At 55.4% G+C, this 25,942-nt stretch carries 21 protein-coding genes and 1 pseudogene; 14 read left to right on the top strand and 8 right to left on the bottom strand.

Annotation, left to right across the window (positions count from 1 at the left end; genetic code table 11):
• Positions 1-91 precede the first annotated feature (91 nt).
• The 3 genes and pseudogenes from ggt (at position 92) to ftsH (ending at position 4,052) form a co-directional block, all read left to right on the top strand.
• Positions 92-1,859, top strand: a pseudogene (gene ggt, locus FFI90_RS18595) (gamma-glutamyltransferase).
• A gap of 40 nt (positions 1,860-1,899) precedes the next feature.
• Positions 1,900-2,148, top strand: a complete 249-nt coding sequence (locus FFI90_RS18590; RefSeq protein ID WP_144780263.1) for a YkoF family thiamine/hydroxymethylpyrimidine-binding protein — start codon at positions 1,900-1,902, stop codon at positions 2,146-2,148.
• Positions 2,145-4,052, top strand: a complete 1,908-nt coding sequence (ftsH, locus tag FFI90_RS18585; protein WP_144780262.1) for an ATP-dependent zinc metalloprotease FtsH — start codon at positions 2,145-2,147, stop codon at positions 4,050-4,052. Before FFI90_RS18590 ends, ftsH begins: the two co-directional genes overlap by 4 nt.
• Before the next feature lie 36 nt (positions 4,053-4,088).
• Here the strand turns inward: ftsH and FFI90_RS18580 are convergent, their stop codons facing one another.
• On the bottom strand, positions 4,089-4,814 hold the full coding sequence (locus FFI90_RS18580) for a ZIP family metal transporter (RefSeq protein WP_144780261.1): 726 nt from the start codon (positions 4,812-4,814) through the stop codon (positions 4,089-4,091).
• Between the two features lie 29 nt (positions 4,815-4,843).
• Positions 4,844-5,725: a glutathione-dependent disulfide-bond oxidoreductase gene (gene yghU / locus FFI90_RS18575; protein WP_144780260.1), complete on the bottom strand. Its 882-nt coding sequence runs from the start codon at positions 5,723-5,725 to the stop codon at positions 4,844-4,846.
• 252 nt (positions 5,726-5,977) lie between these two features.
• On the opposite strand from yghU, the gene FFI90_RS18570 reads away from it, so the two are divergent.
• Positions 5,978-6,151 carry a DUF2897 family protein gene (locus tag FFI90_RS18570; protein WP_144780259.1) on the top strand — a complete coding sequence of 58 codons (174 nt, stop codon included), beginning with the start codon at positions 5,978-5,980 and terminating at the stop codon, positions 6,149-6,151.
• Here FFI90_RS18570 and FFI90_RS18565 read toward each other — a convergent pair.
• Positions 6,142-6,480 (bottom strand): 4a-hydroxytetrahydrobiopterin dehydratase, encoded by a 339-nt coding sequence (locus FFI90_RS18565; RefSeq protein ID WP_144780258.1) that lies wholly within the window; start codon positions 6,478-6,480, stop codon positions 6,142-6,144. The genes FFI90_RS18570 and FFI90_RS18565 overlap by 10 nt on opposite strands.
• A 144-nt stretch (positions 6,481-6,624) precedes the next feature.
• Between FFI90_RS18565 and imuA the strand changes: the two genes are divergently transcribed.
• The 3 genes from imuA to FFI90_RS18550 are packed head-to-tail and all read left to right on the top strand — an operon-like array spanning position 6,625 to position 11,861.
• A complete protein-coding gene (imuA, locus tag FFI90_RS18560) occupies positions 6,625-7,314 on the top strand; it encodes a translesion DNA synthesis-associated protein ImuA (RefSeq protein WP_144780257.1) in 690 nt (229 codons plus the stop codon).
• Between the two features lie 6 nt (positions 7,315-7,320).
• A complete protein-coding gene (locus FFI90_RS18555; RefSeq protein ID WP_144780256.1) occupies positions 7,321-8,739 on the top strand; it encodes a Y-family DNA polymerase in 1,419 nt (472 codons plus the stop codon).
• Entirely contained in the window at positions 8,739-11,861 is a 3,123-nt protein-coding gene (locus tag FFI90_RS18550; protein ID WP_144780255.1) for an error-prone DNA polymerase, read from the top strand. The genes FFI90_RS18555 and FFI90_RS18550 overlap by 1 nt, the downstream gene beginning before the upstream one ends.
• 219 nt (positions 11,862-12,080) lie before the next feature.
• Here the strand turns inward: FFI90_RS18550 and FFI90_RS18545 are convergent, their stop codons facing one another.
• The 4 genes from FFI90_RS18545 to dbpA form a co-directional block, all read right to left on the bottom strand.
• Positions 12,081-13,415, bottom strand: coding sequence for a sodium ion-translocating decarboxylase subunit beta (locus tag FFI90_RS18545; RefSeq protein ID WP_246123669.1), 1,335 nt, complete (start codon positions 13,413-13,415; stop codon positions 12,081-12,083).
• 14 nt (positions 13,416-13,429) lie between these two features.
• On the bottom strand, positions 13,430-15,217 hold the full coding sequence (gene oadA, locus FFI90_RS18540) for a sodium-extruding oxaloacetate decarboxylase subunit alpha (RefSeq protein WP_144780253.1): 1,788 nt from the start codon (positions 15,215-15,217) through the stop codon (positions 13,430-13,432).
• A gap of 45 nt (positions 15,218-15,262) precedes the next feature.
• Positions 15,263-15,514: an OadG family protein gene (locus tag FFI90_RS18535; protein WP_144780252.1), complete on the bottom strand. Its 252-nt coding sequence runs from the start codon at positions 15,512-15,514 to the stop codon at positions 15,263-15,265.
• 219 nt (positions 15,515-15,733) lie between these two features.
• Positions 15,734-17,107: an ATP-dependent RNA helicase DbpA gene (gene dbpA, locus FFI90_RS18530; protein ID WP_144780251.1), complete on the bottom strand. Its 1,374-nt coding sequence runs from the start codon at positions 17,105-17,107 to the stop codon at positions 15,734-15,736.
• A gap of 107 nt (positions 17,108-17,214) precedes the next feature.
• Here dbpA and FFI90_RS18525 point away from each other — a divergent pair, with 107 nt between their 5' ends.
• Positions 17,215-17,751 (top strand): DUF2058 domain-containing protein, encoded by a 537-nt coding sequence (locus FFI90_RS18525; protein ID WP_144780250.1) that lies wholly within the window; start codon positions 17,215-17,217, stop codon positions 17,749-17,751.
• 308 nt (positions 17,752-18,059) lie between these two features.
• Positions 18,060-19,916, top strand: coding sequence for a methyl-accepting chemotaxis protein (locus FFI90_RS18520; protein ID WP_144780249.1), 1,857 nt, complete (start codon positions 18,060-18,062; stop codon positions 19,914-19,916).
• 6 nt (positions 19,917-19,922) lie between these two features.
• Here FFI90_RS18520 and FFI90_RS18515 read toward each other — a convergent pair whose 3' ends face one another.
• Entirely contained in the window at positions 19,923-20,663 is a 741-nt protein-coding gene (locus FFI90_RS18515; protein ID WP_144780248.1) for a 5-oxoprolinase subunit PxpA, read from the bottom strand.
• Positions 20,664-20,817: 154 nt separating this feature from the next.
• Between FFI90_RS18515 and FFI90_RS18510 the strand changes: the two genes are divergently transcribed.
• The 5 genes from FFI90_RS18510 (at position 20,818) to FFI90_RS18490 (ending at position 25,498) form a co-directional block, all read left to right on the top strand.
• Positions 20,818-21,633, top strand: coding sequence for a prolipoprotein diacylglyceryl transferase family protein (locus FFI90_RS18510; RefSeq protein WP_342779393.1), 816 nt, complete (start codon positions 20,818-20,820; stop codon positions 21,631-21,633).
• Between the two features lie 284 nt (positions 21,634-21,917).
• Positions 21,918-22,940 (top strand): TRAP transporter substrate-binding protein, encoded by a 1,023-nt coding sequence (locus tag FFI90_RS18505; protein WP_144780247.1) that lies wholly within the window; start codon positions 21,918-21,920, stop codon positions 22,938-22,940.
• A 93-nt stretch (positions 22,941-23,033) separates the two neighbouring features.
• Positions 23,034-23,573 (top strand): TRAP transporter small permease, encoded by a 540-nt coding sequence (locus tag FFI90_RS18500; protein ID WP_144780246.1) that lies wholly within the window; start codon positions 23,034-23,036, stop codon positions 23,571-23,573.
• 4 nt (positions 23,574-23,577) lie between these two features.
• Positions 23,578-24,882 (top strand): TRAP transporter large permease, encoded by a 1,305-nt coding sequence (locus tag FFI90_RS18495; protein ID WP_144780245.1) that lies wholly within the window; start codon positions 23,578-23,580, stop codon positions 24,880-24,882.
• A gap of 58 nt (positions 24,883-24,940) precedes the next feature.
• The gene (locus FFI90_RS18490; protein ID WP_144780244.1) at positions 24,941-25,498 is read left to right on the top strand and encodes a winged helix DNA-binding protein; all 558 of its coding nucleotides are present in this window, start codon (positions 24,941-24,943) and stop codon (positions 25,496-25,498) included.
• The last annotated feature ends 444 nt before the right edge of the window (positions 25,499-25,942 follow it).

Below are 25,942 nucleotides of genomic sequence, written 5' to 3'. Positions count from 1 at the left end.
GCCGGATCAGGGACCAGAGTTTGCGGTACGCACCCTGTAAAATGACGGGCTATCATAGCCTATATGAACATCAGAAACGAGGAGTGGAGACATGGACAGAGGCCTGCACCAGCAATCATGGAAAACCCGCCTCACTGGGCGCTCAAGCGCCCTGCGCGCACTGACACTGAGCGTATGCCTTACAACCCTGACAACACCGGTTTTCAGCCAGGCCATCCTTGAAGGCGAGCGGTTTCACCCCGCCAGCGCCAGTAACGGCATGGTAGCAACCAGCCACACTCTGGCCACAAAAGTAGCATTAAGCGTACTGAAAAATGGCGGCAACGCAGTGGATGCCGCAGTAACCGCCGGGTTCGCGCTGGCCGTCACCCAACCAAGATCCGGAAATATCGGTGGCGGTGGTTTTATGCTGATCTCGAAAGGCGACGGCTCCGAGCCTGAAGCCATAGATTATCGGGAAAAAGCACCCTCTGGCGCCACCGAAACCATGTATCAGGATGAATCTGGCGAGGTGGTGCAGAACCGCAGCCGGTTTACCCATCTGGCCGCTGGCGTTCCAGGCACCGTTGCCGGCCTTGCCATGGCTCTGGAACGCTACGGCACCCTACCCCTGGAGCAGGCACTGGCACCGGCCATCAAGCTCGCCCGGGACGGCTTTATCGTTCCGCAACGCTTCAGCGAAGGTCTTGAGCAAGCGCGGGAGCGTCTTCAGCGCTGGCCTGTAACTCGAGCAACCTTTTACAAAGAGGACGGCTCTGCGTGGCAAGCCGGCGAGCGCTTTCGCCAGCCGGAACTGGCAGCTACCCTGCAACGCATTGCAGATGAAGGCGTAAAAGGCTTTTACCAGGGTGAAACCGCACAACTGATTGTTGAAGAAATGCAAAGGCACGGCGGCCTCATCACCCGGAAGGATCTTGAAGACTACCAGCCGGTTGTGCGTACTCCGGTGCATGGAAATTACCGGGGCTACGACATCTATTCCATGTCCCCACCCTCCTCCGGCGGCGCTCATATTGTGCAGATACTGAATGTTCTTGAAGGCTTTCCTGTTTCAGAACTTGGCCACAATTCGGCCGATACGATTCACTACATGGCCGAAGCCATGAAGCTGGCCTATGCCGACCGGTCTGAGTACCTGGGCGATACAGATTATGTAGACGTGCCCTTAAAAGGACTGACCAGTAAAACTTATGCTGAAGAGCTGCGGAAAGGCATCAAGCCTGACAAGGCACGCCCGGCAAGCGAGATTCGTCCCGGCCAACCCCAAGGCTACGAAAGCCCGGAAACCACGCATTTTTCGGTGGTCGATAAGTGGGGCAATGCGGTATCGAACACCTACACCATCAACTTCAGTTACGGCTCGGGCATTACCGTGCAAGGGGCCGGCTTTCTGCTCAATAACGAGATGGACGATTTCAGCGCCAAACCCGGCGTACCCAATGCCTACGGCCTGATTGGCGGTGAGGCAAACAAGGTGGAACCCGGCAAACGCATGCTCAGCTCCATGTCACCGACCATCGTTCGCAAAGGCGACCGCAACTTTCTGGTAACCGGCAGCCCGGGAGGCTCACGCATTATCACCACTACCCTGCAGGTCATCATGAACGTAATCGATCATGGTATGAACATACAGACAGCCGTCAACGCCCCCCCGCATCCATCACCAATGGCTCCCGGATCAAATACGCATTGAACAAGGCATCAGCGCGGACACCGTGCGATTGCTGGAAAGCCGTGGCCACAAAGTGGCGACCGATTCGGCTATGGGGGCCATCCAGAGTATCATGATCGGAGAAGATGGAACGCTGTACGGCGGCGCAGATCCGAGGCGCAGCACTTCCTCGGCCATGGGCTACTGACAATCAGATACAACGATAGACAGAGAAGCTGGAGGCAATTATGTTCCTGTCGGTACAATTAAGCTGCTACCCCCTGAAAGAGGACTACAAACAGCCCATTCGGGATCTGATCGCCCGGCTGGAAAAAACCGGCCTGGAAGTCTTCGCCGGCCGGATGAGTACAGAAATTTTCGGTGAGTACGACGAAGTTATGACCGTGCTTTCAGATACCATGAAGTGGTCTTTTGAGACCTACGGAAAGTCCGTTTTTGTTGCGAAAATCATGGAGGGGGACCGGAGACCAAAATGACCACCCCCAATCACTCCGGAAAGCTGACACCCTCGCCGGATCAAAAGCCGGAGATACCCAAGCAGTATTCATTTCTCTGGTTCAGCGCCGCCATCTTTCTGGCGTTTATGTGGCTACAGGACAGTGGCACACCAAAACTTCAGGAACTGGCGTACTCTGAATTCAAAACCGCTGTTGTTAACAACCAGATTTCTGAAGTAACACTCAAGGAAGAGAATATAACCGGCGTGTTCAGCGACCAGGGGCGAGCAGCCCTGAGCTCCGGCGACACCTCACAGGGCTCAAGTCCCGGTTTTGATACGACACGGCCTCCCATGGAGGATTCTGAACTTCTCACTCTGCTTGAGGCACACAATGTCACTATCCGGGCCCAATCTTCGGGGCTGCCCTGGTGGCAAGAGCTGATTCGTGGCTTCTTGCCCTGGATACTGCTCCTGGCGCTGATGTACTGGTTCTGGGGCTCCGCACAGAAACGCATGATGCAGGGTGGCGGTATGTTTGATCAGGGCCGGTCGAAAGCTCGCCGGGCCGAGAAAGAAACTTCTACCACCAGGCTGGATGATGTGGCCGGCATTGAGTCGGCCAAACGTGAGATCGCGGAGATAATCGACTTTCTGAAATCCCCGGATAAATACCGGGCCTTGGGCGCATCCATGCCCAAAGGTGTTCTTCTGGTAGGCCCGCCGGGTACAGGTAAAACCCTGCTTGCCCGCGCCATTGCCGGAGAAGCCGAAGTGCCCTTCTTCAGCGTTAGCGCTTCAGAGTTCATTGAAATGTTTGTGGGTGTAGGCGCCTCAAGGGTTCGGGACATGTTTGCGAATGCCCGCAAGGAGGCACCGGCACTGGTTTTCATCGATGAACTGGATGCCATCGGCCGCGCCCGCGGTGCAGGCCTGGGTGGCGGGAATGACGAGCGGGAGCAGACGCTGAACCAGATTCTTACAGAAATGGACGGCTTCGAATCTCACGAAAACATACTGGTGTTGGCTGCCACCAACCGCCCGGACGTTCTGGACAGCGCCCTGCTGCGGCCTGGCCGCTTTGATCGCAAAATTACCCTGGAGCTCCCACACAAGAATGCACGGGATGCCATACTTGCGGTGCACGTTCGTAAAGTGCCTCTGGCAGCCGACGTAGATCTGGAGCAACTTGCTGCGCGCACCATTGGTTTTTCCGGCGCAGATTTGAAGAACCTGGTAAACGAGGCAGCTTTAACAGCCGCCCGGAAAAATCTGAGCGAGGTTACGGCCCATTGCTTTGAGGTTGCCCGTGACCGCATCGTTCTGGGTGAGAAGCGCGATGCCCGGCTATCACAGGAGGAGCGGGAAGTAGTGGCCTACCACGAGAGCGGTCACGCCATCATGGCCTACTATATGCCAAAGGCCGATCCCCTTACCCGGGTTACGATTATCCCCCACGGCATGGCTCTGGGCGTCACTGAGCAAACACCAAAGGAAGATCGTTACAACTACTCCGAGAGCTATCTCAGAGACCGTATCAAGGTGATGCTCGGCGGACGCTCAGCAGAAAAGATTGTCTATGGTGAAGTAACCACCGGCGCCCAGAACGATCTCAAGGAAGCCACCAAACTGATCCGCCGAATGATCGGCCAGTGGGGCATGAGCGAAAAGATCGGCCCAGTAAGCCTGAGTATCGGCGAGGAGCACGTATTCCTGGGCCGCGAGATGGGCTCGCAACGGGAGTATAGCGAGAAGATGGCAGAGCTGATTGATGCAGAAATCCAGTCAGAACTTCTGGCCATGGAAGCAGCCACCATCGAATTCCTGACGGATCACAGGGACCAGCTTGAAGCCCTGGCAAAAGCCGTGCTCAAAAAGGAAAACCTTTCAGCAGAAGAGGTCGAAAAAATCCTCCACGAAGAGGCCGCTCGAAAAATTGCTTGAGCTGCTCTACCCAGGCCTAAAGCTCTCTCACAAGCCTCAGGCCTGCGCAACCAGCATATCGCTGAGCAGCGCCAGGCAAAAACCGAGCACCGCGCCCAGCGGGGGGGCCCAGTGCTTGTCCAACCGGGACTGGGGCGCAATATCCTGGAAAATCAGGTACAGAATGCCCCCCGAGGCCACCAGCATGATGGTTCCCAGAACCACTGGCTGCCCGGACAGGAAAAAATACCCCAGCAGCCCCGCGATGGGCCCGGCAGCTGCCAGGCCGGCCATCACTGTCAGAGTCTTTCGTGGTGTATAGCCAGGCTTGTCAAGAAACTCACGGTAGGCGTTAAACCCTTCAGGCAGGTTTTGCATGGCAATCAGCACGGCCATCAAGGGCGCCAGGCTTGGGTTGACTATAATCAGCCCACCCAGGGCGGCTGCTTCCGGCACAAAATCCAGCATCACGCCCATTAACTGTGGTGATTCCCTGTGATGAACACCCAGCACTCGTTCGATCCAGAAAAACAGCATACCACCGGCAATGATGGCGGGTATGGCCCAGAACGAGCCACCAATGCTCGACTGCCCTTCCGGTATAAGCACAATGGTCACGGCACCCAGCAAAATGCCACCGCCCAGAGCGATCAGGAAGTGCCGAAACTCCTGCTCCAGCCAGTTAGGGCCGATGCGCTCAACACTTGCCAGTAATCCGCCAAGGGGAATACAGATACCGGCAAGTGCAGTCAAACCAACAATGTAGACAATTTCAGAACCCATCAGAAAGCCCGGACTGAAAAATTGATGAATCAGGAGTCGTCAGAGGCCCCTGCAATTTTATCCTGGGTTTTGAGATCAAAATCGCTCGCGTCGTGGCGCTCATGAAGCTGGCTTGCCGGCTCGCCCCAGGCGCGGTTAACCATTCGTCCACGTTGAACAGCCGGCCGCTCTTTGAGCTCAAGGGCCCAGCGCATCACATTAGTATAGGTGTGCGCTTCAAGAAACTCGGCCGCATCGTAAACCTTGTTGGTTACCAATGCGCCATACCAGGGCCAGATGGCCATGTCCGCAATGGTGTATTCATCGCCGGCAACATACCGGTTATTGGCTAGCTGGCGATCCAGCACATCCAGCTGCCGTTTGACTTCCATGGTATAGCGGTTAATCGGGTACTCGTACTTTTCGGGCGCATAGGCAAAGAAGTGTCCAAAACCACCGCCCACAAACGCCGCACTGCCCATCTGCCAGAACAGCCAGTTAAGGGTCTCGGTGCGCCCGGCTATATCCGAAGGCAGAAACCGACCAAACTTTTCCGCCAGATAAAGCAGAATGGAGCCCGACTCAAACACTCGAACTGCAGGGTCCTGAGTGCGGTCCTGCAGCGCCGGAATTTTGGAGTTCGGGTTAATATCCACAAACCCGCTACCAAACTGCTCACCTTCGTTAATGCGGATCAGCCAGGCGTCGTATTCAGCCTCACGGATGCCCAGTTCCAGCAACTCCTCCAGCATAATCGTGACTTTTACACCGTTTGGTGTAGCCAGCGAATAGAGCTGGAAAGGATGATCGCCAACCGGCAACTCTTTCTCGTGAGTAGGGCCCGCGATGGGGCGATTGATATTTGAAAAAGCACCACCGCTTGCAGACTCCCACTTCCAGACTTTGGGCGGGATGTAGCTGGAATCGCTCATATTTAAGAGTTCCTTGATTGCTGTTTGTTTGCTGATGAATCTGCCTGTGCTGAAACCTGACCCTCAGACCGGTCCGCCCGTGAACGGAAAGTCGATCTGTAATAGTTTTACCACCTGTTAGCACTCCTGTTTTCGGCAAACACTGCCATAATGCTTGATAGGGGATGGAGTGTTCCGCCAATCTGGCCGGGATACCCCACTATAAAAAAACCATCCCGACAACTCTACTCCAACCAAAAGGGAGTCTGATGTATGCCAATGATAGGATGGATTTTTATACTCGTTGCCTTGGCTCTGGTCCTTGGCAGCTTATTCATGCTTCGGGATTCAGGCAGCAAGATGTATATCCCGAAAGACAAACTTGAGAAAGTCCGCAAGCGCAAGGCGGAGCTCGAAGCTGAGGAAAAATCAGAGGATCAGTGGTAAGCCGAGTCTGTTCTCGCTGCCATGATGAAATCATTTTTATGTAGCCCACCGATTGCGTGGGTCCACCAGCTTATGGTCGTCTTCCCGTATTCCAGCAAGATGGCCGGGTGATGATCTTCTGCCTCAGCCAACTCACCCACCTTGTTGGTAAACGCCAAAGCCTGAGAAAAGTTCCGGAATTTAAACGTTTTGCGTAATTGCTCTTCGCCGTCCACGCTGAGAATTTCCCAATCCTGAATGTCTTTGTGCAGCATGCGTTTTTCTTCATCGTTTGCCTTGGGAGCATCCGCATTACAAGCTTCACAGTGCTGATCAGTCAGACCACTCATGCATAACCTCCGAGTCCATATCCGGATTTTTTACCCTCACACCTGATACAAGATGGGCTCGGTTACTCAATTTATCAACCAGCTTCTTGAAATCAGGCTCTCTTCGGAATACTGTATATTTAAACAGTATTCAGAGATTGCACCATGAGCGAGCTTCTTAACACGCTAATGCAGGATGCCCGTGTTTGGCAGGGGCACAAACACAACAAAACCACTCAGCCGGCAGAGCTAACGGGTTATCAGGCCCTGGACAATCAGCTTGGGGGCATCGGCTGGCCCCGGGGCGCGTTGAGCGAATGCCTGCTGGACGCGCCCGGCATTGGTGAGCTGACCCTGCTAATGCCGCTAATGCAGCGGCTGTCACAGGCCGGTAAAACCGTATTCTGGCTGAACCCTCCGCACACGCCTTATGCTCCGGCACTGGCGCGGGAAGATATCGATCTGGACCAGATAATCATGATCCACACCGAAGACAAAGGCGATTTTCTGTGGACACTGGAAAACTGCCTGCGTTCCCCGGTTACGGGCCTGGTGATGGCCTGGCCCGGCAAACTGGCCGCCCGGGAGATCCGGCGTTTACAGTTAGCCGCCGAAGCCGGAAGCAACGTCTGCGTACTCTTTCGCGAACGCCACTACGCTGATCAGAACTCCCCTGCTGCCTTGCGTCTTGAACTGGAGCCGGGCGATCAACAGGGCTTGAAGATAAGCGTGGTGAAACGCCGCGGGAGCTGGCCAGGCCAACGCTGCTCGCTTGCCATGACTCACCGGGCTGGCCTGTTTCATCATGAAGCGCCCCGCGTGGTTCAGGGGCCCTGGCCCTTATCAGCTCGGTAATTTTCCATGCTTTGGCTGTACCTGCACTTTCCTCACTTGCTGCTGGACCACATTCGTCGCTCCAGTGAAAACACCTCTGCGCTGGTGATTGTGGAAGGTTCCGGACAAAAAGTGATACAGGCCTGCCCGGCTGCCCGGGATCTGGGCGTGGACGCCAACATGCGTCTGAAAACAGCAGTCAGCCTGGCACCAGAGCTAGGCATAGCAAGGGCTGATCAACAACAGGAGACCCGGATTCTCGAAGACCAGGCTCGCTGGCTATACCGCTATGCGGCGCATATTGTTCTGGTTCCGCCAAACGGCTTGTTAGCTGAAATCGGCAGTCTGCAAAGGCTGTATGGTGGCGTTCCGGCAGTCTGGCAAACGGTGGAAGATGTACTGCAGAAGCATCAGCTTACTGCCTGGCCAGGTATTGGCCACACACCACTGGCAGCGCGCCTTATTGCGCGGAACGGCAAGGGAACGTGCACAGCTGACAAAAGCCATTGCCTTCAGACTCTTGGTAAGATGTCCCTGCTGGCTGCAGAGTTTGACGAACGCACCTGCACCCGCCTGCAGCGGCTTGGGCTGAGCACTCTTGGCGAGGTGTTCCGTTTACCACCGGCAGACATGGCGCGCCGGCTATCCCCGGAAACCCTGGCGTATATCCAGAAGATTCAGGGTTCCAGGCCCGACCCCCAAACACCCTGGCAACCGCCCCATTATTTCCAGCAGCAAGCAGATTTTGTGCAGGACATTGAACAATCACAGGGGCTGCTGTTCCCGTTGCAACGCATACTTTCTGAACTGGAAAAGGATTTGTGCTGGCGCCAGCAGGATACGGACTGCTTACTGCTAGTGCTCCAGCATCGACACGCAGAGCCAACACGTCTGCGTATCCGCACGTCGGGCCCGGAGCACCGGGCAGAGGCGTTTCTCAGCCTGATCAGCCTGCGATTTGATCAGCAACCGCTGCAAGCCCCGGTTGTATCGCTGCGCCTCACTGTTAAACGCTTTCTAGGGCGGGAAGCACCCGGCGGGCAGGACCTTCTGGGCGAAAGCCAGGATCTGAACGAAGCCTGGCACACCCTGATTAGCCGCCTCCAGGCAAGACTTGGAGAAAACGCTCTGAAGCAACTTGCACCCCAGGCAGATCACCGGCCCGAACGAGCCTGGATCGCGTCAGGAGTGCGACGTACCAGCCGAGCTATGAAAACAACAGCCAACCAACTGCCTCAACGCCCCCTATGGCTTCTGCGAGGGCCGCAACCGCTTACGGAAATCCCACAGGCATGGTTTACCGGCCCGGAGCGGATCAGCGGTGGCTGGTGGGACGGCCAGCGGGTCCATCGGGATTACTACATTGCTCAACTGAATAATGGCCAGCTCGCCTGGGTGTTCCGGGACGTGCAGGAAGGCTGGTTCGTGCATGGATGGTTTGGCTGATGAGTGAACCGTCTTACGCCGAGCTGTTCTGTTTCAGCAACTTCACCTTTCTGACCGGGGCGTCTCATCCTCATGAGCTTGCGCAACGCGCCGCAGAGCTTGGATATACCGCGCTGGCGATCACCGATGCCTGCTCAGTGGCGGGCATACCCCGTGCCTGGGCGGCATTGAAAGAGAGCCCCGTAAAACTGATTACCGGGAGCTGGTTTGAGCTGGACGACGCCCCACCCGATGCTTGCACACCCAGGTTCATTCTTCTGGCCCGTACCCGCAAAGGCTATGGCCAACTTTGCCAGCTTATAACCACCGCTCGCCGCCGGGCAGAAAAAGGTCAGTATCAGTTGTTCCATGACGACATGGGAACACATGTTCTGGATGACTGCCTGTGCCTGTGGTTGCCGCCCTCGCCGGCCGAAGCCAACGCGGACCAGATTTTGGCCTGCGGTGAATGGTTGCTCCTGTTGTTTGAGCACCGCCTCTGGATTGCCGCCGCTCGCACCCTGGAGGCCGGCGAAGAGCAGCAGTTGGCCCGGGCCCGCTGGCTTTCTGAGCACTTGCGTTGCCCAATTACCGCCATAGGCGAAGTTCACATGCACCGCCGGGAACGTCAGCCCTTGCAAGACGTACTCGCTGCCCTGCGTAATCACACCAGCCTGGAAAATGCCGGCCACTGCCTGTTCCAGAACGGTGAGCGCTACCTGCGCCCGTTACCGGTACTGCAACGTTTATTTCCCGAGCCCTGGCTGGAAGAATCTTTGCGCATTGCCCAGCAGTGCACCTTTGAGCCTGGCAGCCTGCGCTACGAATACCCTCCGGACCTTGTACCGAAGGGGGAAACCCCGGCGGCCTATCTGAAACGGTTAACTCGGGAAGGTGAACAGCAACGCTACCCGGCAGGCACCCCAATGACTGTTCAGGCCCTGATCCGCAAGGAGCTGGGGCTGATTTCAGAGATGAAGTATGAGCACTACTTCCTCACCATCCACGACATAGTTGCCTTTGCCCGCAGCCGCGGCATTCTGTGCCAGGGCCGTGGCTCCGCCGCCAACTCCGCTGTGTGTTATTGCCTGGGCATTACCGAAGTAAATCCGGCTCAGGTAGACCTGCTGTTTGAACGTTTTATCTCCAAAGACAGAAACGAGCCGCCGGATATCGACGTGGATTTTGAGCACGAACGCCGGGAAGAAGTTATTCAGTACATTTACCGGCGATACAGTCGGGAGCGGGCAGCACTGGCAGCAACGGTTATCCGCTACCGCCCCCGCAGCGCTATCCGCGACGTTGGCAAGGCGCTCGGGTTTGATCCGGCACTGGTGGAGCAGTTGCTGGAAGGCATCGACTGGCGCGACAAAGCTACCAACTGGCGCCAACAGATTCTCGACAAACGCCTCACCCGCAACCCCAAAGTCGCCGACCAGTTCTTTACTCTGGTAAACACCCTGCTCGGTTTCCCTCGCCACCTGTCACAGCACGTGGGCGGCTTTGTGATCAGCTCCGGTCCGCTGGCCGAACTGGTGCCGGTCGAAAACGCCGCCATGGCCGATCGCACCGTTATTCAATGGGACAAAGACGACCTGGAAAGCCTGGGCCTGATGAAAGTGGACGTGCTCGCACTGGGCATGCTCACAGCCATCCGCAAAGCCCTGGAGCTGATCAGCCAGCAGAAAGACCAGCCCTTTCGCATGCAGGACATTCCCCAGGAAGACCGGGCCACCTACAATATGCTTCAGAAAGGCGACAGCATTGGCGTATTCCAAGTGGAATCCCGCGCTCAGATCAATATGCTGCCCAGACTGAAACCCGAAACTTATTACGACCTGGTGATCGAAGTTGCTATCGTTCGCCCCGGCCCCATTCAGGGCGACATGGTGCACCCTTACCTGCGTCGGAAACATGGCCTGGAACCGGTGGCCTACCCCAACGAGGCCATCCGTAGCGTGCTGGAACGCACCTTGGGCGTGCCCATTTTCCAGGAGCAAGTCATCAAACTGGCCATGGTTGCCGCCGGGTTCACAGCCGGCGAAGCTGACCAATTACGCCGCGCCATGGCCGCCTGGAAATCCCACGGCGACATGACACCGTTCCGGGAAAAACTCATCAACGGCATGCTTGCACGCGGCCACGATGCCGACTTTGCCGAACGTCTTTACTTGCAAATTTGCGGCTTCGGCGGCTACGGCTTCCCGGAATCCCACGCAGCCAGCTTCGCCCTGCTCGTTTACGTCTCCGCCTGGCTCAAACGCCACTACCCGGCTGCTTTCTACTGCGCCCTGCTAAATAGCCAACCCATGGGATTTTACTCCCCTTCGCAACTGCTTCAGGATGCCAAACGCCACAGCGTTATCGCACTACCAGCAGACATCAACAGCAGCCAGTGGGAGCACACGCTCCAGGGCGTTGACCACCAACTACGTTTGGGCCTGAGAATCATCCGAGGTTTCTCAGCAAGTACCGCCGAGCGCCTGTGCCAGAACCGCCCCGAAACTGGCTACCGATCCTCCGCTGAATTACGCCGCCTGGCAGGCCTCAACCAGCGCGAAATGGAACTCCTTGCCGGCGCCAACGCCATGCCTGCCTTCGCGGCCAACCGCCACCAGGCGTACTGGCAACTGCTGGGCCACGAAAAACCCACAGAGCTTTTCGCCGCAGCAGAAGACGACGAAAACTACGAGCTGGAAACCTGCAACCAGCTACCGGCACCCACCGAAGGCCAAAACGTCCTCGCCGACTACGCCAGCCAGGGCCTCACCCTCCAGCGCCACCCACTGGCCCTGCTCCGGGAACAAGGCCACTTACAGTTCTGCCTCAGCGCCGAACAACTAAAAACCACTAAGGCCGGCATACCCGTACAGGTAGCCGGCCTCGTAACCGGCCGACAGCGCCCCGGTTCTGCATCCGGAGTTACCTTCGTAACCCTGGAAGACGAAACCGGCAACGTAAACGTCGTCGTCTGGCTGGAAACCGCCAGAAGACAACGCAAGCCGTTGCTCACCGCGCGGTTGTTACACGTGAAAGGCATACTGGAAAGAGAGGGGGAAATTGTTCATGTCATGGCGGGAAAACTCTCGGATCTGAGCCACCTCATAAAAACACTCCCGATAAATTCCCGGGATTTTCACTAATAAATCTTTGAGAAGGCAAATACTGAAACTCAAAAAGCTGGTGCGGGGCTGCTGTTCAGGAATGTCGGAGGCCATGGATGGCCGGAGTCAAGCGCACAGGGATGTGCTTGTAGCGATTCCTGAACAGCAGCCCCGCACCGGCTCAAACTCTCAAGATGGGGCCATATAAACAGAAAACCCCGCACCATGGCGGGGTTTTCTGGACTACAGGACGAATAATCAGCTTAGCAGCTTGATCATCACACCCGCAGCAACAGCCGAACCGATAACACCAGCAACGTTCGGCCCCATGGCGTGCATCAGCAAGAAGTTATGCGGATTCGCCTCAAGACCAACCTTGTTGGAAACCCGCGCTGCCATCGGCACCGCAGATACACCGGCAGAACCAATCAACGGATTGATCGGATCCTTACTGAACTTGTTCATCAGCTTGGCCATAAGCACGCCGCACGCAGTGCCCACACCAAACGCCACGATACCCAGCCCCAGAATACCCAGCGTTTGAGCATCCAGGAACTTGTCCGCCATCAGCTTGGAACCAACAGACAGGCCCAGGAAAATCGTAGTGATGTTGATCAGCGCGTTCTGGGAGGTATCGCTAAGACGCTCAACCACACCACACTCACGCATCAGGTTACCAAAGCAGAACATACCCAGCAGTGGCGCCGCATCCGGTAAGAACAGAACAACAGCAATAAGAACAACCATCGGGAAAACGATTTTTTCACGCTTGCTGACCGGCCGAAGCTGAGACATCTTGATGGCACGCTCTTTCTGCGTAGTCAGCGCCTTCATGATTGGCGGCTGAATCATCGGCACCATGGCCATATAGGCGTATGCGGATACTGCAATGGCACCCAGCAGATGCGGAGCCAGAACACTGGACACATAGATAGACGTTGGTCCATCAGCGCCACCAATGATGCCGATAGCAGCGGCTTCCAGAATGGTAAAGTCCAGAACACCAAACCAATCCAGCAGTGCCGCACCCAAAACAGTTCCGAAGATACCGAACTGGGCTGCGGCACCCAGCAGCATGGTTTTCGGGTTGGCCAGCAGCGGACCGAAATCCGTCATCGCGCCAACCCCCATGAAAATAACCAAGGGACCGATGGTGCTGCCAATAACGACAGAATAAAAGTTATACAACATGCCGTTGCCATAACCCAAATCCTGAGCAATGGCGTTGGCCATTGCCATTTCGGAATAGCTCGCCTCTTTCACCGCTACCTTGAAGGCCTCTTTCAGTTCGGGCGTCACTGCCTGCCCAGCCTGATAAGCCACATCCAGAGGCGCTGCCAAAGCAGCCAGAATCTCGGCATTCCCGCCATTCAGGGCAAAGTGAATGGCATTTTCCGCGGCAGTCAGGGCAAGCCCCGCCTCCGGGATGTTCGCCAAAATACCGCCGAAGCCGATAGGTACCAGCAGCAATGGCTCAAACCCCTTGCGAATCGCAAGGAACAGAAGAAGCAGACCAACGGCGATCATAATCACCTGGCCAAGTTCTATATTGAACAGGCCACTACCCGTCCATAATGTCATTAATTTATCCATGGAATGCTGGCCCTTTATGCGATTGTCAGCATTTCATCATCAGGAGAGACGGCATCACCGACCTTGATGAAGACTTCGCCGACAGTGCCGGCCTTGGGTGCACGAATCTCGGTTTCCATTTTCATGGCTTCGAGAATAATCAGCACATCGCCTTCTTCAACGGCATCACCTGGTGAAACCAGTACCTTGAAGATGTTGCCGCCCAGAGGTGCGATAACAGGTTCGCCTTCGCCGGCCGCCGGAGCTGGCGCAGAAGGCGCCGCCGGTGCGGATGCAGCACCGCTCTCGCCCTGAATCTGGGAAATTTCACCACCTTCAGAAACCGCAACCACGTACTGCTTGCCGTTAACATCAACGGTGTAAGTTTCGGGGCCACTGGCCTTCTTGGCTGGAAGCGCATCTTCAGCAGTAGGCACCGGCTCAAAGGCATCCGGATTGCCACGGTTTTCGAGGAATTTCAGACCAATCTGCGGGAACAACGCATAAGTCAGAACATCATCAACGGTGTTGTCCGCCAGCTTGATGCCTTTCTCTTCCGAAAGCTTTTTCAGCTCGTCGGTCAGCTTGTCCATTTCCGGCTCAATATTGTCCGCCGGACGGCAGGTAATGGCTTCTTTTCCATCCAGAACCCGCTCCTGCAGTTCCTTGTTGAACGATGCCGGCGCGGAGCCGTACTCGCCCTTCAGGATGGCGGAGGTTTCCTTGGAAATGGACTTGTAGCGCTCACCGGTCAGAACGTTCAGAACCGCCTGGGTACCTACAATCTGAGAGGTCGGTGTTACCAGCGGGATGAAGCCGAGGTCTTCGCGAACCTTGGGAATCTCCGCCAGAACTTCATCAAATCGATCAGCGGCATTCTGTTCTTTGAGCTGGCCTTCCATGTTGGTCAACATGCCGCCCGGCACCTGGGCAATCAGGATGCGGGAGTCGGTACCACGGAGGCTGCCTTCAAACTTCGCGTACTTCTTGCGAACTTCGCGGAAGTAACTGGCGATCTCTTCCAGCAATACCAGATCCAGACCCGTGTCACGCTCGGTACCTTCAAGAATCGCAACAATCGCTTCCGTGGGCGAATGGCCGTAGGTCATACTCATTGAAGAGATGGCCGAATCCACGTTGTCGATACCAGCTTCCGCTGCCTTGATAGCTGTAGCGGTAGACATGCCGGTGGTCGCGTGGCACTGCATGTGAATCGGGATATCCAGTTCTTTCTTCAGGCGGCTAACCAGATCAAAGGCCACATACGGCTTGAGAATACCCGCCATATCCTTGATCGCGATGGAGTCGGCGCCCATGTCTGCGACTTCCTTCGCCAGCTCAACCCACATCTCGATGGTGTGCACCGGGCTGGTGGTATAGGAAATAGTGCCCTGCGCGTGCTTACCTGTTTTCCGGACGGCCTTGATGGCGGTCGCCAGATTGCGCGGATCGTTCATGGCGTCAAAAATACGGAAAACGTCAACGCCATTTTCGGCGGCACGCTCTACAAACCGCTCTACCACGTCGTCTGCGTAATGGCGGTAGCCCAAGAGGTTCTGACCGCGCAGCAGCATTTGCTGGGGCGTATTGGGCATCACTTTTTTCAGTTCACGGATGCGCTCCCAGGGGTCTTCGCCCAGGTAACGGATACAGGAGTCGAAGGTAGCTCCGCCCCAGGATTCCAGAGACCAGAAACCAACTTTGTCGAGCTTCTCGGCAATGGGCAGCATGTCATCAAGCCGCATACGGGTGGCAAGCAGGGACTGGTGGGCGTCACGAAGTATAACGTCCGTAATACCCAGCGGTTTCTTTGTATCAGTCATCGTGTCAGCCTTCTGTTTAAAGGTTGTATCTAATCGGTTGCCGGGTCACTTCTTGTGGCGCGACCGGAATTGTGCAATCGCCTTTTTGATCGCCTCTGCTGTATCAGGGTCAACTGCAGCAGATGCCTTGGACTTGGCACGAGGCGTTTTGGCCGGGGTTGCCGGCTCTGGCGGTGCAAACCGGGTCAACAGTTTGGACATAAGCAGTGTCGCGAACACCAGAACAATCAGGAACACGAACACAAAGCCCATACCCGCAACCATCAGGTCGACGGCTTGTGACATCAGGTCATCCATATTGAACAGCTACCTGTATTGATTTATGGATTTTCCCCAGAGCAACCGAAGCGCATAAGACTTATGTCTTATACCGCGCCGGAGCAAACCGGGAGGCAAAATCCTGCGTAATTTACCGGTTTCGCAAGCTGTGAGCAACCAAAATGCAAATGACTATACGGAGTTTCCGAGTGTCCCGGAGCACCTTCGACTCGCCGAAAACTCCTGAAACACCCGCTCTCAGACCAGCCTGACTCTTAGCTTGCGACCCTTTACCTTTCCATCTTCGAGGCGTTTCACGGCGCGCTTGGCCTGCCCGGCATCTACAGCCACAAAGCACTGAAAATCGAACAGATCAATCTTGCCAACGGATTTCCCATTCAATCCGGCTTCGCCGGTTAAAGCACCGAGCACATCACCCGGCCGAAGCTTTTCCTTGCGACCTGCAGCGATGCAAAGCGTTTTCATTGCGGGCGCAACCGGTTGTGGCGGAACAGATAATAAAATCTCCGTATCACCCCAGGTAACCTGGCTACCACGCTCAGTCTCAAGACGGTTGATCTTGTGGCCCTGAGCCGGACTGCACAGAGTAACCGCCAGCCCCGCCTCACCTGCACGCCCCGTTCGCCCTACCCGATGGGTATGCACTTCCGGATCCCGGGCAGGCTCTGCGTTGATAACCAGTGGCAAAGCTTTGATATCCAGCCCGCGGGCGGCAACGTCTGTGGCCACCAGAACCTGACAGCTCTGGTTGGCAAAACGCACCAATACACTGTCTCGCTCACGCTGTTCAAGATCGCCGTGCAAAGCCAGAGCCGAAAAACCCTGGGCACCCAACTCTGCCGCCAGTTCGTCGCACTGTTGTTTCATGGAGCAGAACACCAGGCAGGAAGCCGGTTGGTGCTCTGAAAGCAGGCTTACGATGGCACGGGTTCGCTCCGGTGCAGGAATTTCGTAAAACAGCTCACGGATATCAGCATTTGCGCTTTGAGCCTCTGCTCGCACATCCACCGGGTTCTGCTGAAAGCCTGCACTGAGCTTACGGATAGATTCAGGCCAGGTAGCGGAAAACATCAGTGTCTGGCGCTGTTTGGGCGTATAACCCAGGATTTCTTCCATAGCATCCTGAAACCCCATGTCGAGCATCCGGTCGGCTTCATCCAGAACCAGGGTTGTGAGACGATTCAGGTCCAGAGTGCCTTTGCGCAGATGATCCGCGATTCGCCCAGGAGTGCCCACGATAATGTGAGCACCATGAGCCAGGGAACCAATCTGTGGGCCGATAGATACACCGCCACAAAGTGTGAGGATCTTTATATTTTCCTGGGCCCGCGCCATTTCGCGCAGTGCTTTGGCAACCTGGTCTGCCAATTCACGGGTCGGGCACATAACCAACCCCTGAACCGCAAACAGTTTCGGTTTGAGGCTTTCGATCAGCCCGATACCAAAAGCCGCCGTTTTACCGCTGCCGGTCTGTGCCATGGCGATCACATCACGCCCGGCCAGACAGTGAGGTAGCGCCCGGGCCTGAATATCAGTCGGCTTGGAAAAGCCCAGTTGTGCAAGATTGGCCTGCATCGCTGCAGACAGATCAAGATCTTTAAAGGAAGGCATACAAGAAAATCCCGGAATCAGCAGTTGCTGGTTAAGAAGGTCGGTACGAGGGCGTATACTGTTGCGATAGAATATCAGAATTTATGACCAATTAATGGAGTTATCCCATGCCGTCCCTGCAGGATCAGCTTATGAAAGCGGGCCTGGCCGACCCGAAGAAGGCCAAGGCTATTCGCAATGAGAAACATAAACAGCGTAAACAACAGCCCAAAGGCTCCGTGCAGGTCAATGAGACAGAAGTCCGTGCTCGTCAGGCCCGTGAAGAAAAAGCCGAGCGTGATCGCCAGCTGAACCTCAAGCGCCAGCAAGAGGCTGAGAAAAAGGCCATTCAAGCGCAGATTCGCCAGCTGGTGGAAACCAACAAGCTGGATCGCAGCCGGGGTGAAACGTCTTATCAGTTCGTTCACGACAAAAAAATCAAAAAAATGTATGTGGACGACACTCAGGCTGATCAGCTGTCACGCGGCCGGCTCGCTATTGTGTTCGTGAATGATCAGTATGAAATTGTCGCCGACGGAGTGGCCCGCAAGATTACTGAGCGCGATGAACAGGCAGTTGTTGTGCTCCACGACCGCAAGAAAGACGATGTGGGTGAAGATGACCCCTACGCAGGCTATGAAATCCCCGACGATCTTATGTGGTAGCCGTTGGAGCCGGTTTACTGATCAATCAGAAACCGGCTATTCCTCCTGCCTCTGAGTAGCACCCGACAGTTCATACACTCGCGTCCAGGGTGACGCCCCCTCACAGCGACACTTTTGTTTGTCACACCAAGACGCTCAGCAATCAACTGTTACTGTAAAGAACTGGAATCCGGGCCTGAAAACATTCCTAATACAGTCACAATTAAAAAACTGACCTCTCCATTTTTTTGTATCAGAAACGTCACCTCATCTTCGATGGAATCAGGGTGGTGGCGTGGCTGGCATTACTACCGGGCTAAGGAAACACTATGAAACTGGCAACCTTCTTCGGCGATATGACCATCCGGAGCAAGCTGGCTGGCGGCTTTGCGCTGTTATTACTTCTCACTATTGTTGTAGGGGTTGTTGGCAACCAGGCATTGGAAACCTATAGCCAGCGTTCAGAAATCGTAAGCATGCTGGGCCAGGTCAACACAGGCCTTACTGAGGCAAGAGTCGAAGAGAAGAACTTTTTACTGTCGGGTGATGCAGCCGATGTGCAGGCATCCCGAGCCCACGGTGACGACGTGCTTGGCATCACCCAGCGCATCAAGCCCCTATTGGCTATTAGCTCTGACATTAGCACGCTGGAGAGCATTCAGGCGGATATACGGCAGTATCAATCCCTGATGAGCGATGTTGAAACGAATACCACCCAGAGGGATGAAGCACTCAACAGCCTTGAAACCAAGGCCAGGATACTGGGGTCTTCACTCAAAGCACACAGCTCTCTGTTTTTTGCATCGGCGATGTTTGAGGATATGCGCCGTGCAGAGCGAAAATTTCTGGTAGAACGGGATTCCAGCAGTGTTAAATCGTACCTGGAAGATGCAAAACGAATGCAGGGGCCATTGAAATCCGCCTCCATCAGCGCGGAAGAAAAAGCACAGGTAGCAAAGGCTCTTGAATCCTACTCAAACGAATTCCAGAGCGTCGTAAGGCTGACTGAATCCGGCGAACAGCTTTCACAGGACATGGTCGCGACGGCCAACCGCGTTATCGAGTCGGCGAACAACCTGCGCGAGGCGCAGGCGGAGAAGATGGAGTCCGACCGTAAGCAGGCTACCACCCTGATTTTTGGTGCAACCGGCGTAGCCGTTTTGCTTGGCATTCTAATGGCTTACCTGATTACCAGAGCCATCACCTCCCCCATCAATCACGCCGTTGCAATCGCTTCAGAAGTTGCCTCCGGCAACTTGTCTGTTCGCATCGACAACAACCGGACAGATGAGATAGGTCGCCTGATGGCCGCTCTGGCAACGATGGTCAGCGGCCTGCGGGAACTGGTCAGGAGCATTGAGTCCGGCGCCTCTAACATCGCGGCATCTGCTGAAGAGCTTTCGACGGTCACCGGCCAGACCAGCGACGGGATCAATCGCCAGAAACAGGAAACCGATCAAGTAGCTGCGGCGATGAACCAGATGACGGCAACCGTTTCGGAGATTGCCCGCAACGCGGAGCAGGCATTTACGATTGCCTCCGATGCGGCCAATCAGGCTACGGACGGTGAGCATGAAGTAAAGGAAACAGTGAGCCAGGTGAACGGGCTGGCGAAGGAAGTAAGCCAGAGCATGGAAATCATTCAGGGCCTGCAAGCGGAAACCGCTAACATAGGAACGGTTCTGGATGTCATCAAGTCCGTTGCAGAACAGACAAACCTGCTGGCACTGAACGCAGCAATTGAAGCTGCCCGGGCCGGCGAGCAAGGCCGTGGCTTTGCCGTCGTGGCAGATGAAGTGCGGTCCCTGGCTCAAAGAACACAGAGTTCCGCTCAGGAAATTGAAGCCCTTGTAACGTCATTGCAAAGCAGTGCAGAAAACTCCGTATCTGCAATGAGCTCCAGCGCTACCCTGGCTTCTGACACCCTCGAACGGGCCACTGCGACAGGCGCGTCTATTGAGCGGATCACTCGGGCTGTAGAGGAAATCAAGCAATACAACAGTCAGATTGCAACAGCCTCCGAGCAGCAAACGTCTGTAGCGGAAGAGATCAACCAGAACATCACCAGTATTCGCGACGTGACCGATCAATCTGCGTCATCCTCCCATCAAACCGCCCGTTCCAGTTCAGAGCTTGCCAAGCTTGGTAGCGAGCTGCAGACGTTGGTCTCCCGGTTCAGGCTCTGAAAACGCTCAGCCTGCCTGCGCCTCCAGCGCCTCTCGAATAGCCCGCACGGCGGCAACGGACTCCGGGTTGTCGCCGTGCACACAAAGAGTATCCGCCTCAAGCACCAATGGCTTGCCGGTGATGGTCTGTATCGTCTCGCCCCTTGAAATAGCGAGTACCTGACGCAGAATTGTGCCTGAATCATGATGCACTGCGCCCGGAATTTTTCGGGATACAATATATCCTGCATCGTCATAGGCACGGTCAGCAAACGCCTCCAGCAACAATTTAACTCCATACTTGGCACAAAGGGCTTTCAACGACTGATTGTCGGCGGTAGTCATTGCCATCAGCGCGAGCTCTCCCGGAGATTGGCTTAATGCCTCGAGAATAGCCTTCAGAATGGATTCATTCCGCGCCATGTCGTTGTAGAGCGCGCCATGCGGCTTTACATAGCTCAGACTCCCTCCTTGCGCCGCCGCAATCTGGCTCAGAGCACCAACCTGATACAACACCATGGCGCGAACTTCATCAGAGGTGCAAGCCATTGAGCGACGTCCGAACCCCTGCAAATCGGGATACGCCGGGTGCGCACCCATAGCAACCTTATGCTTCAGCGCCAGGCCCACCGTTTTGTGCATAACCAGTGGATCTCCGGCATGGAAGCCACAGGCGATGTTCGCCTGATCAATATAGGGCATTACCTGACCATCGAGACCCATCGTCCAGGCGCCATAACTTTCACCAATGTCACAGTTCAATAGCATGTCAGTACCTTGTCAGAGTGCGTAAATTAATGGCGGCTGAAGCCAGCCGCCATTCTCTCCAAATATCCCGGCCTCTCTGAAGTCTACATCAATCGTACCGGGGAACTCATACGCAAAGTGCAGGTCGTAGGCCAGCCAACCATCACAAGGAGTAATGATGTTATCGGTAAATATCGGTCCGCTGAGCCTGCCTTTGGCTCAGCTTCTGCTGCTTAGCGCGTTTGTCGTTGCGTTAATTGTTGGCGCCATCACGGGGCGCAAAGAAGGGGTTCCCATAGCGGGAACTCTGTCTGATATTTTTCTGACTGCCCTGGTGGCCGCGCGTATCGGCTTTATTGTCCAATACTTCGAACATTATCGGGACAACCTTTGGGGCATTATTGATATCAGGGACGGCGGCTTCAGTGTGATCGCCGGGCTGGCCGGCGCCATGGCACTCATCGCCTGGAAGCTCTGGCGCCAACCGAAAATTCGCAGATCGCTCACCATTGCAAGCACTTCAGGCTTGTTGGTTTGGGGCTCGATATCATTGCTGGTAACACTGATGGAGAGCAGCTCCAGAGGCCTGCCCCAGACAACGTTCACCTTGCTGGACGGCAGCCCGGTTGCGCTTGCAGAAGTAGCTGACGGCACGCCCTTGGTCGTCAACTTATGGGCCAGCTGGTGCCCGCCCTGTATCCGGGAAATGCCGGTACTGGAAAAAGCCCAACAGGAGAATCCGGACATCACCTTTGTTTATGTGAATCAGGGTGAGCACCCTGAGACAATCATCCGCTTTATGAGTCAGCACGAGCTCTCACTCCAGAATGTTCTAACGGACACCAGTGCCAGCCTTGGCCGCACCACTGGCAGCCAAGCCCTGCCAACCACACTGTTTTACGACTCCAACGGTCAGCAGGTTAATGCGCACCTTGGTGAGCTTTCGCGGGCCTCATTGGCGCACAACCTCAGAAGCTTTGACACTGACTGAGACGGCAGCGCCCCCCCCGAGAGCCCGGAGCCTTGCTCCGGGCTTTTTTATGCCTGCTAAACACATTTAAAAAACACTTTATTGATAAATTATCATCAATACACCTGCATTTTAACAACACATTTTCGACATCCGGTTTGACAGTGGCCTGTCGCACAACTAATTTTGATCAGGTAAAGCACACCACAGGCTGGGACAACCGCATTCGGCTCTGTGCTTTGAAAAAGACAACAACAGACACAAACGCCATGCAGCGTCCATGTCACTGCCAGGAGGCAAACGTCATGCAAAAAAGCACCCGTCCCATTCGCCAGAACCCGGTTTCCGCTCCCTACCTAAAGCGTCTTGGCGGTATGCTCACAGCCGCAACGCTCGCGTTTTCAGTCGGCAATGCCCAGGCGACTGACTGGGATATGCCAACGCCTTACGGCGATTCAAACTTCCACACCGTCAACATCCGGCAGTTTGCGGACGATGTGCGAGAAGCTACCGACGGCGAGCTGGATATTACAGTTCATAGCAGCGGCTCTTTAATCAAGCATCAGGAAATCAAAAACTCCGTGCGCCGCGGACTGGTACCCATCGGCGAACTCATCATGTCACGCCTGGCAAACGAAGATCCGCTGTTTGAAGTTGACTCAGTACCCTACCTCGCCAGCGATTATGATCAGGCATGGAAACTCTGGCAGGCATCGAAAGACGTGCTAGCCCAGCGCCTGGAAGGCCAGCGCCTGAAACTGCTCTTTGCCGTGCCCTGGCCTCCCCAAGGTATCTATACCCAGTTTGCGGTTAACACCGGCGAAGAACTAAAGGGTGTAAAAATGCGCGCTTACAATAAATCCAGCGAACAACTTGCCGACCTGCTGGGCGCCTTGCCGACTCAGGTTGAAGTACCCGATATTCCCACCGCCTTTGGGACCGGCCGTGTTGACGCCATGATCACTTCCCCTTCAACCGGCGCCAACACTCGGGCCTGGGACTACCTGACACACTTCAATCACGCCCAGTTGTGGCTGCCCAAAAACATGGTGGTCGTAAATGCCAAAGCCTATGACAGGCTATCTGAAGAGGCGCAGAAAGCTCTGAAAAACGCAGCCGAAGTGGCAGAGAAGCGAGGCTGGGAAGCCAGTAAAGCGGAAACCGAAGCCAAGATAAAAATCATGCGTGATAACAGTATCGAGGTCTCCGAACCCTCACCACAACTGGTCAAACATCTACAAGAAATCGGCGAAGCCATGACAGAGGAATGGCTCGAGCGTGCCGGCGAAAGCGGCCAGGCCTTGCTTGACGCATACAACCGGCAGTAATCACCTGGCAACGTCAGGACCACCGGCCGCCGGGGGCCTGACGTATGAATGACTCCTTCCCTGCAATACGGGTCACAACACGAGGACGGGCCCATGCGCAGAGCACTTGATGCCTTTTACAGACTGGGGGGTGCACTTTCCGCAGTGCATCTGACGCTCATCATGGTATTGATTGTGGCGCAAGTGCTTGGCCGCGTTCTGGACAAGCTACTGGGGTGGGCGGGTTTCGACGCTCTGGGACTTAACGTACCCGGCCTTGCGGAAATCGCCGCGTTCATGCTGCTTGGCGCAACGTTTTTTGGCCTTGCCTATACATTCTGGCAAGGCGGCCACATCCGCGTCACTTTGGTACTTCAGTATTTACCCAAACCGTTGCATCGCGTCATGGATATAGCGGTAACCCTGGTTGCCGCTTCCATTACCGGCTTTGCCGCTTGGCACAGCGCACGGCTGGCACTCGACAGCCTCGATTATGGCGACCTCTCAATTGGCATGGTGCCGGTACCACTCTGGATTCCACAGGCGGCCATGACACTCGGTTTGGTCTGGCTGCTGATTGCTCTGCTGGACGCGCTGTTTTTGCTCGTCAGTGGCAGGATTACCCAACTCAAAAACGAAGCACCTCAGGAGTAAGCTCATGGAAATGATCTGGATGAGTTTGCTGCTGCTATGCGTACTTCTGGCACTTCTTGCCAGCGGGCTGTGGGTCGCTTTTTCATTAACCACCATTGGCTGCATTGCGCTGTTTTTTTTCAGCGGCATTCCGGTCGGCGACAGCCTCTCCACGGCGTTTTACAGCGCCAGTGTATCCTGGGATCTGGCGGCGCTGCCCATGTTCATCTGGATGGGCGAGGTTCTGTTCCGTTCGCGTCTGTCCGAAGAGATGTTCCGGGGCATTTCCCCCTGGGTCGGTAAAGTACCCGGGCGACTGCTGCATACCAACATCATAGGCTGCGGCATTTTCGCGGCGATCTCCGGTTCTTCTGCTGCCACAGCCGCAACCATCGGCAAGATGTCGATACCGGAGCTGACCAACCGTGGTTACGACAAGAACCAGATCCTAGGTACGCTGGCCGGATCAGCAACCCTGGGCCTGCTGATTCCACCCTCCATTATTCTCATTGTTTACGGGGTAGCAACCGAGCAGTCCATCGCCCGCCTTTTCGTTGCGGGTATCCTCCCCGGGTTGATGCTGATGTCCCTGTTTGCGGGCTACGTTATGATCTGGTCCCTGATGAACCCGTCCGGCGTGCCCGCAGGCGAAGCCGAATCCTTTTCCTTCGGTGAAAAAATACGCCGCAGCCGCCCCCTTATTCCCGTAATGCTGCTGATAATCGGCGTTATCGGCTCGATTTACACGGGATTGGCATCGCCCACGGAATCAGCCGCGATCGGCGTGGCTCTGGCACACCTTCTGTCCTGGAAAAGCGGCTCACTGAACTGGAACACCTTTTCAAGCGGGCTAATGGGAACCGTAAAAACCTCATCAATGATTGCGTTCATTCTGATAGGCGCCCATTTCCTGACCAGTGCAATGGGCTTTACCGGTATCCCGCGCGAGCTTGCCGCCTGGATCGACACTCTCGGCTTGTCACCCTACATGTTGTTGGTGGCACTGACCCTGTTCTTCATTCTTCTGGGCTGCTTTCTGGATGGCATTTCGGTTGTAGTGCTTACCACGTCGGTCATTCTGCCGATGGTTGAGGCTGCTGGCATTGACCCCCTGTGGTTTGGTATTTATCTCGTGATCGTCGTGGAAATGAGCCAGATTACTCCGCCTGTCGGGTTCAACCTTTTTGTAATCCAGGGACTGACTGGAGAAAACATTCTGCGAATTGCCTGGGCCGCACTGCCCTACTTTCTTTTAATCCTGAGTGGCGTAATTCTCATCACCCTGTTCCCGGAAATTGTGACCTATCTACCCGGGAAAATGGGGAATTAGAGAAACCCTGAACGGGCGAGCCAAAGAAACGCTGTTTACAGAAGGCACTTATTTCATCATGAAAAAGACCAACGAATCCCCGGAGAATCCGGATCAAGGCAACACGCATCGTAAAGTGGGCCCGATCGTGTCCTCCGCTCACTTGGCCTCTGACAGCGCGATGGAGTTGTCTGAGCTGGAGTTCGGTCTGATTGTGGCCGGCAATGCTTTTAACCGGTGGATGGTGCGCTGCATGAACGCTGCCGGCCTGCCGGAGCTAAGCCCGCTGGACATACTGGTTTTGCACAGCGTGAACCATCGTGACCGCGCAAAAAAAACAGCTGACATTTGCCTGGTACTGAACGTGGAAGACAGCCATACCGTGACGTATGCGCTCAAGAAGCTCCTGAAGCACAAGGTTGTTGTATCCGAGAAACACGGTAAAGAGACTTATTATTCAGCCACTGAAGAAGGCAAGGCGGTATGTCGCCGCTACCGCGAAATCCGTGAAGAATGTCTGGTGGACTCACTGCGGACTTTAGGATTCTCTGGCGCCGACACTGGAGCGGTAGCAGGCTTCCTGAGAGGTATATCCGGGCTTTATGACCAGGCTGCGCGCTCAGCTGCGTCACTTTGAGTCGCTGCGCTCCCGCGTTCTTCAACCTGCTTTGCAGGTTTCGGTCGAACCTCTTTCGGTTCAAATTCTCCCAGCTATAGAATGCAAAACGCCTCAGGCTGTGAGGTGCACAAGCTGAGGCGTTTTGACTTTAATATGGCGCGGCTGGGAGGATTATTCGGGCCTTTGGCCCTCACCCCTTCGGGGTCGCCGTCGCTGCGCTCCCGCGCTCCTCAACCTGCTTTGCAGGTTTCGGTCGAACCTCTTTCGGTTCAAATTCTCCCAGCTGTAGAATGCAAAACGCCTCAGGCTGTGAGGTGCACAAGCTGAGGCGTTTTGACTTGAATATGGCGCGGCTGGGAGGATTATTCGGGCCTTTGGCCCTCACCCCTTCGGGGTCGCCGTCGCTGCGCTCCCGCGCTCCTCAACCTGCTTTGCAGGTTTCGGTCGAACCTCTTTCGGTTC

Source organism: Marinobacter maritimus (assembly GCF_007671675.1).
GTDB lineage: Bacteria > Pseudomonadota > Gammaproteobacteria > Pseudomonadales > Oleiphilaceae > Marinobacter > Marinobacter maritimus.
The sequence above is the reverse complement of the archived record's forward strand: the minus strand, read 5'-3'. Positions and strand labels throughout refer to the sequence as shown.

Bases quoted from the DNA above. Each gene is read 5' to 3' on its own strand.
- FFI90_RS18590 (WP_144780263.1), top strand. From the start codon at position 1,900: ATGTTCCTGTCGGTACAATTAAGCTGCTACCCCCTGAAAGAGGACTAC.
- ftsH (WP_144780262.1), top strand. From the start codon at position 2,145: ATGACCACCCCCAATCACTCCGGAAAGCTGACACCCTCGCCGGATCAA.
- FFI90_RS18580 (WP_144780261.1), bottom strand. From the start codon at position 4,814: ATGGGTTCTGAAATTGTCTACATTGTTGGTTTGACTGCACTTGCCGGT.
- yghU (WP_144780260.1), bottom strand. From the start codon at position 5,725: ATGAGCGATTCCAGCTACATCCCGCCCAAAGTCTGGAAGTGGGAGTCT.
- FFI90_RS18570 (WP_144780259.1), top strand. From the start codon at position 5,978: ATGCCAATGATAGGATGGATTTTTATACTCGTTGCCTTGGCTCTGGTC.
- FFI90_RS18565 (WP_144780258.1), bottom strand. From the start codon at position 6,480: ATGAGTGGTCTGACTGATCAGCACTGTGAAGCTTGTAATGCGGATGCT.
- imuA (WP_144780257.1), top strand. From the start codon at position 6,625: ATGAGCGAGCTTCTTAACACGCTAATGCAGGATGCCCGTGTTTGGCAG.
- FFI90_RS18555 (WP_144780256.1), top strand. From the start codon at position 7,321: ATGCTTTGGCTGTACCTGCACTTTCCTCACTTGCTGCTGGACCACATT.
- FFI90_RS18550 (WP_144780255.1), top strand. From the start codon at position 8,739: ATGAGTGAACCGTCTTACGCCGAGCTGTTCTGTTTCAGCAACTTCACC.
- FFI90_RS18545 (WP_246123669.1), bottom strand. From the start codon at position 13,415: ATGGATAAATTAATGACATTATGGACGGGTAGTGGCCTGTTCAATATA.
- oadA (WP_144780253.1), bottom strand. From the start codon at position 15,217: ATGACTGATACAAAGAAACCGCTGGGTATTACGGACGTTATACTTCGT.
- FFI90_RS18535 (WP_144780252.1), bottom strand. From the start codon at position 15,514: ATGGATGACCTGATGTCACAAGCCGTCGACCTGATGGTTGCGGGTATG.
- dbpA (WP_144780251.1), bottom strand. From the start codon at position 17,107: ATGCCTTCCTTTAAAGATCTTGATCTGTCTGCAGCGATGCAGGCCAAT.
- FFI90_RS18525 (WP_144780250.1), top strand. From the start codon at position 17,215: ATGCCGTCCCTGCAGGATCAGCTTATGAAAGCGGGCCTGGCCGACCCG.
- FFI90_RS18520 (WP_144780249.1), top strand. From the start codon at position 18,060: ATGAAACTGGCAACCTTCTTCGGCGATATGACCATCCGGAGCAAGCTG.
- FFI90_RS18515 (WP_144780248.1), bottom strand. From the start codon at position 20,663: ATGCTATTGAACTGTGACATTGGTGAAAGTTATGGCGCCTGGACGATG.
- FFI90_RS18510 (WP_342779393.1), top strand. From the start codon at position 20,818: ATGATGTTATCGGTAAATATCGGTCCGCTGAGCCTGCCTTTGGCTCAG.
- FFI90_RS18505 (WP_144780247.1), top strand. From the start codon at position 21,918: ATGCAAAAAAGCACCCGTCCCATTCGCCAGAACCCGGTTTCCGCTCCC.
- FFI90_RS18500 (WP_144780246.1), top strand. From the start codon at position 23,034: ATGCGCAGAGCACTTGATGCCTTTTACAGACTGGGGGGTGCACTTTCC.
- FFI90_RS18495 (WP_144780245.1), top strand. From the start codon at position 23,578: ATGGAAATGATCTGGATGAGTTTGCTGCTGCTATGCGTACTTCTGGCA.
- FFI90_RS18490 (WP_144780244.1), top strand. From the start codon at position 24,941: ATGAAAAAGACCAACGAATCCCCGGAGAATCCGGATCAAGGCAACACG.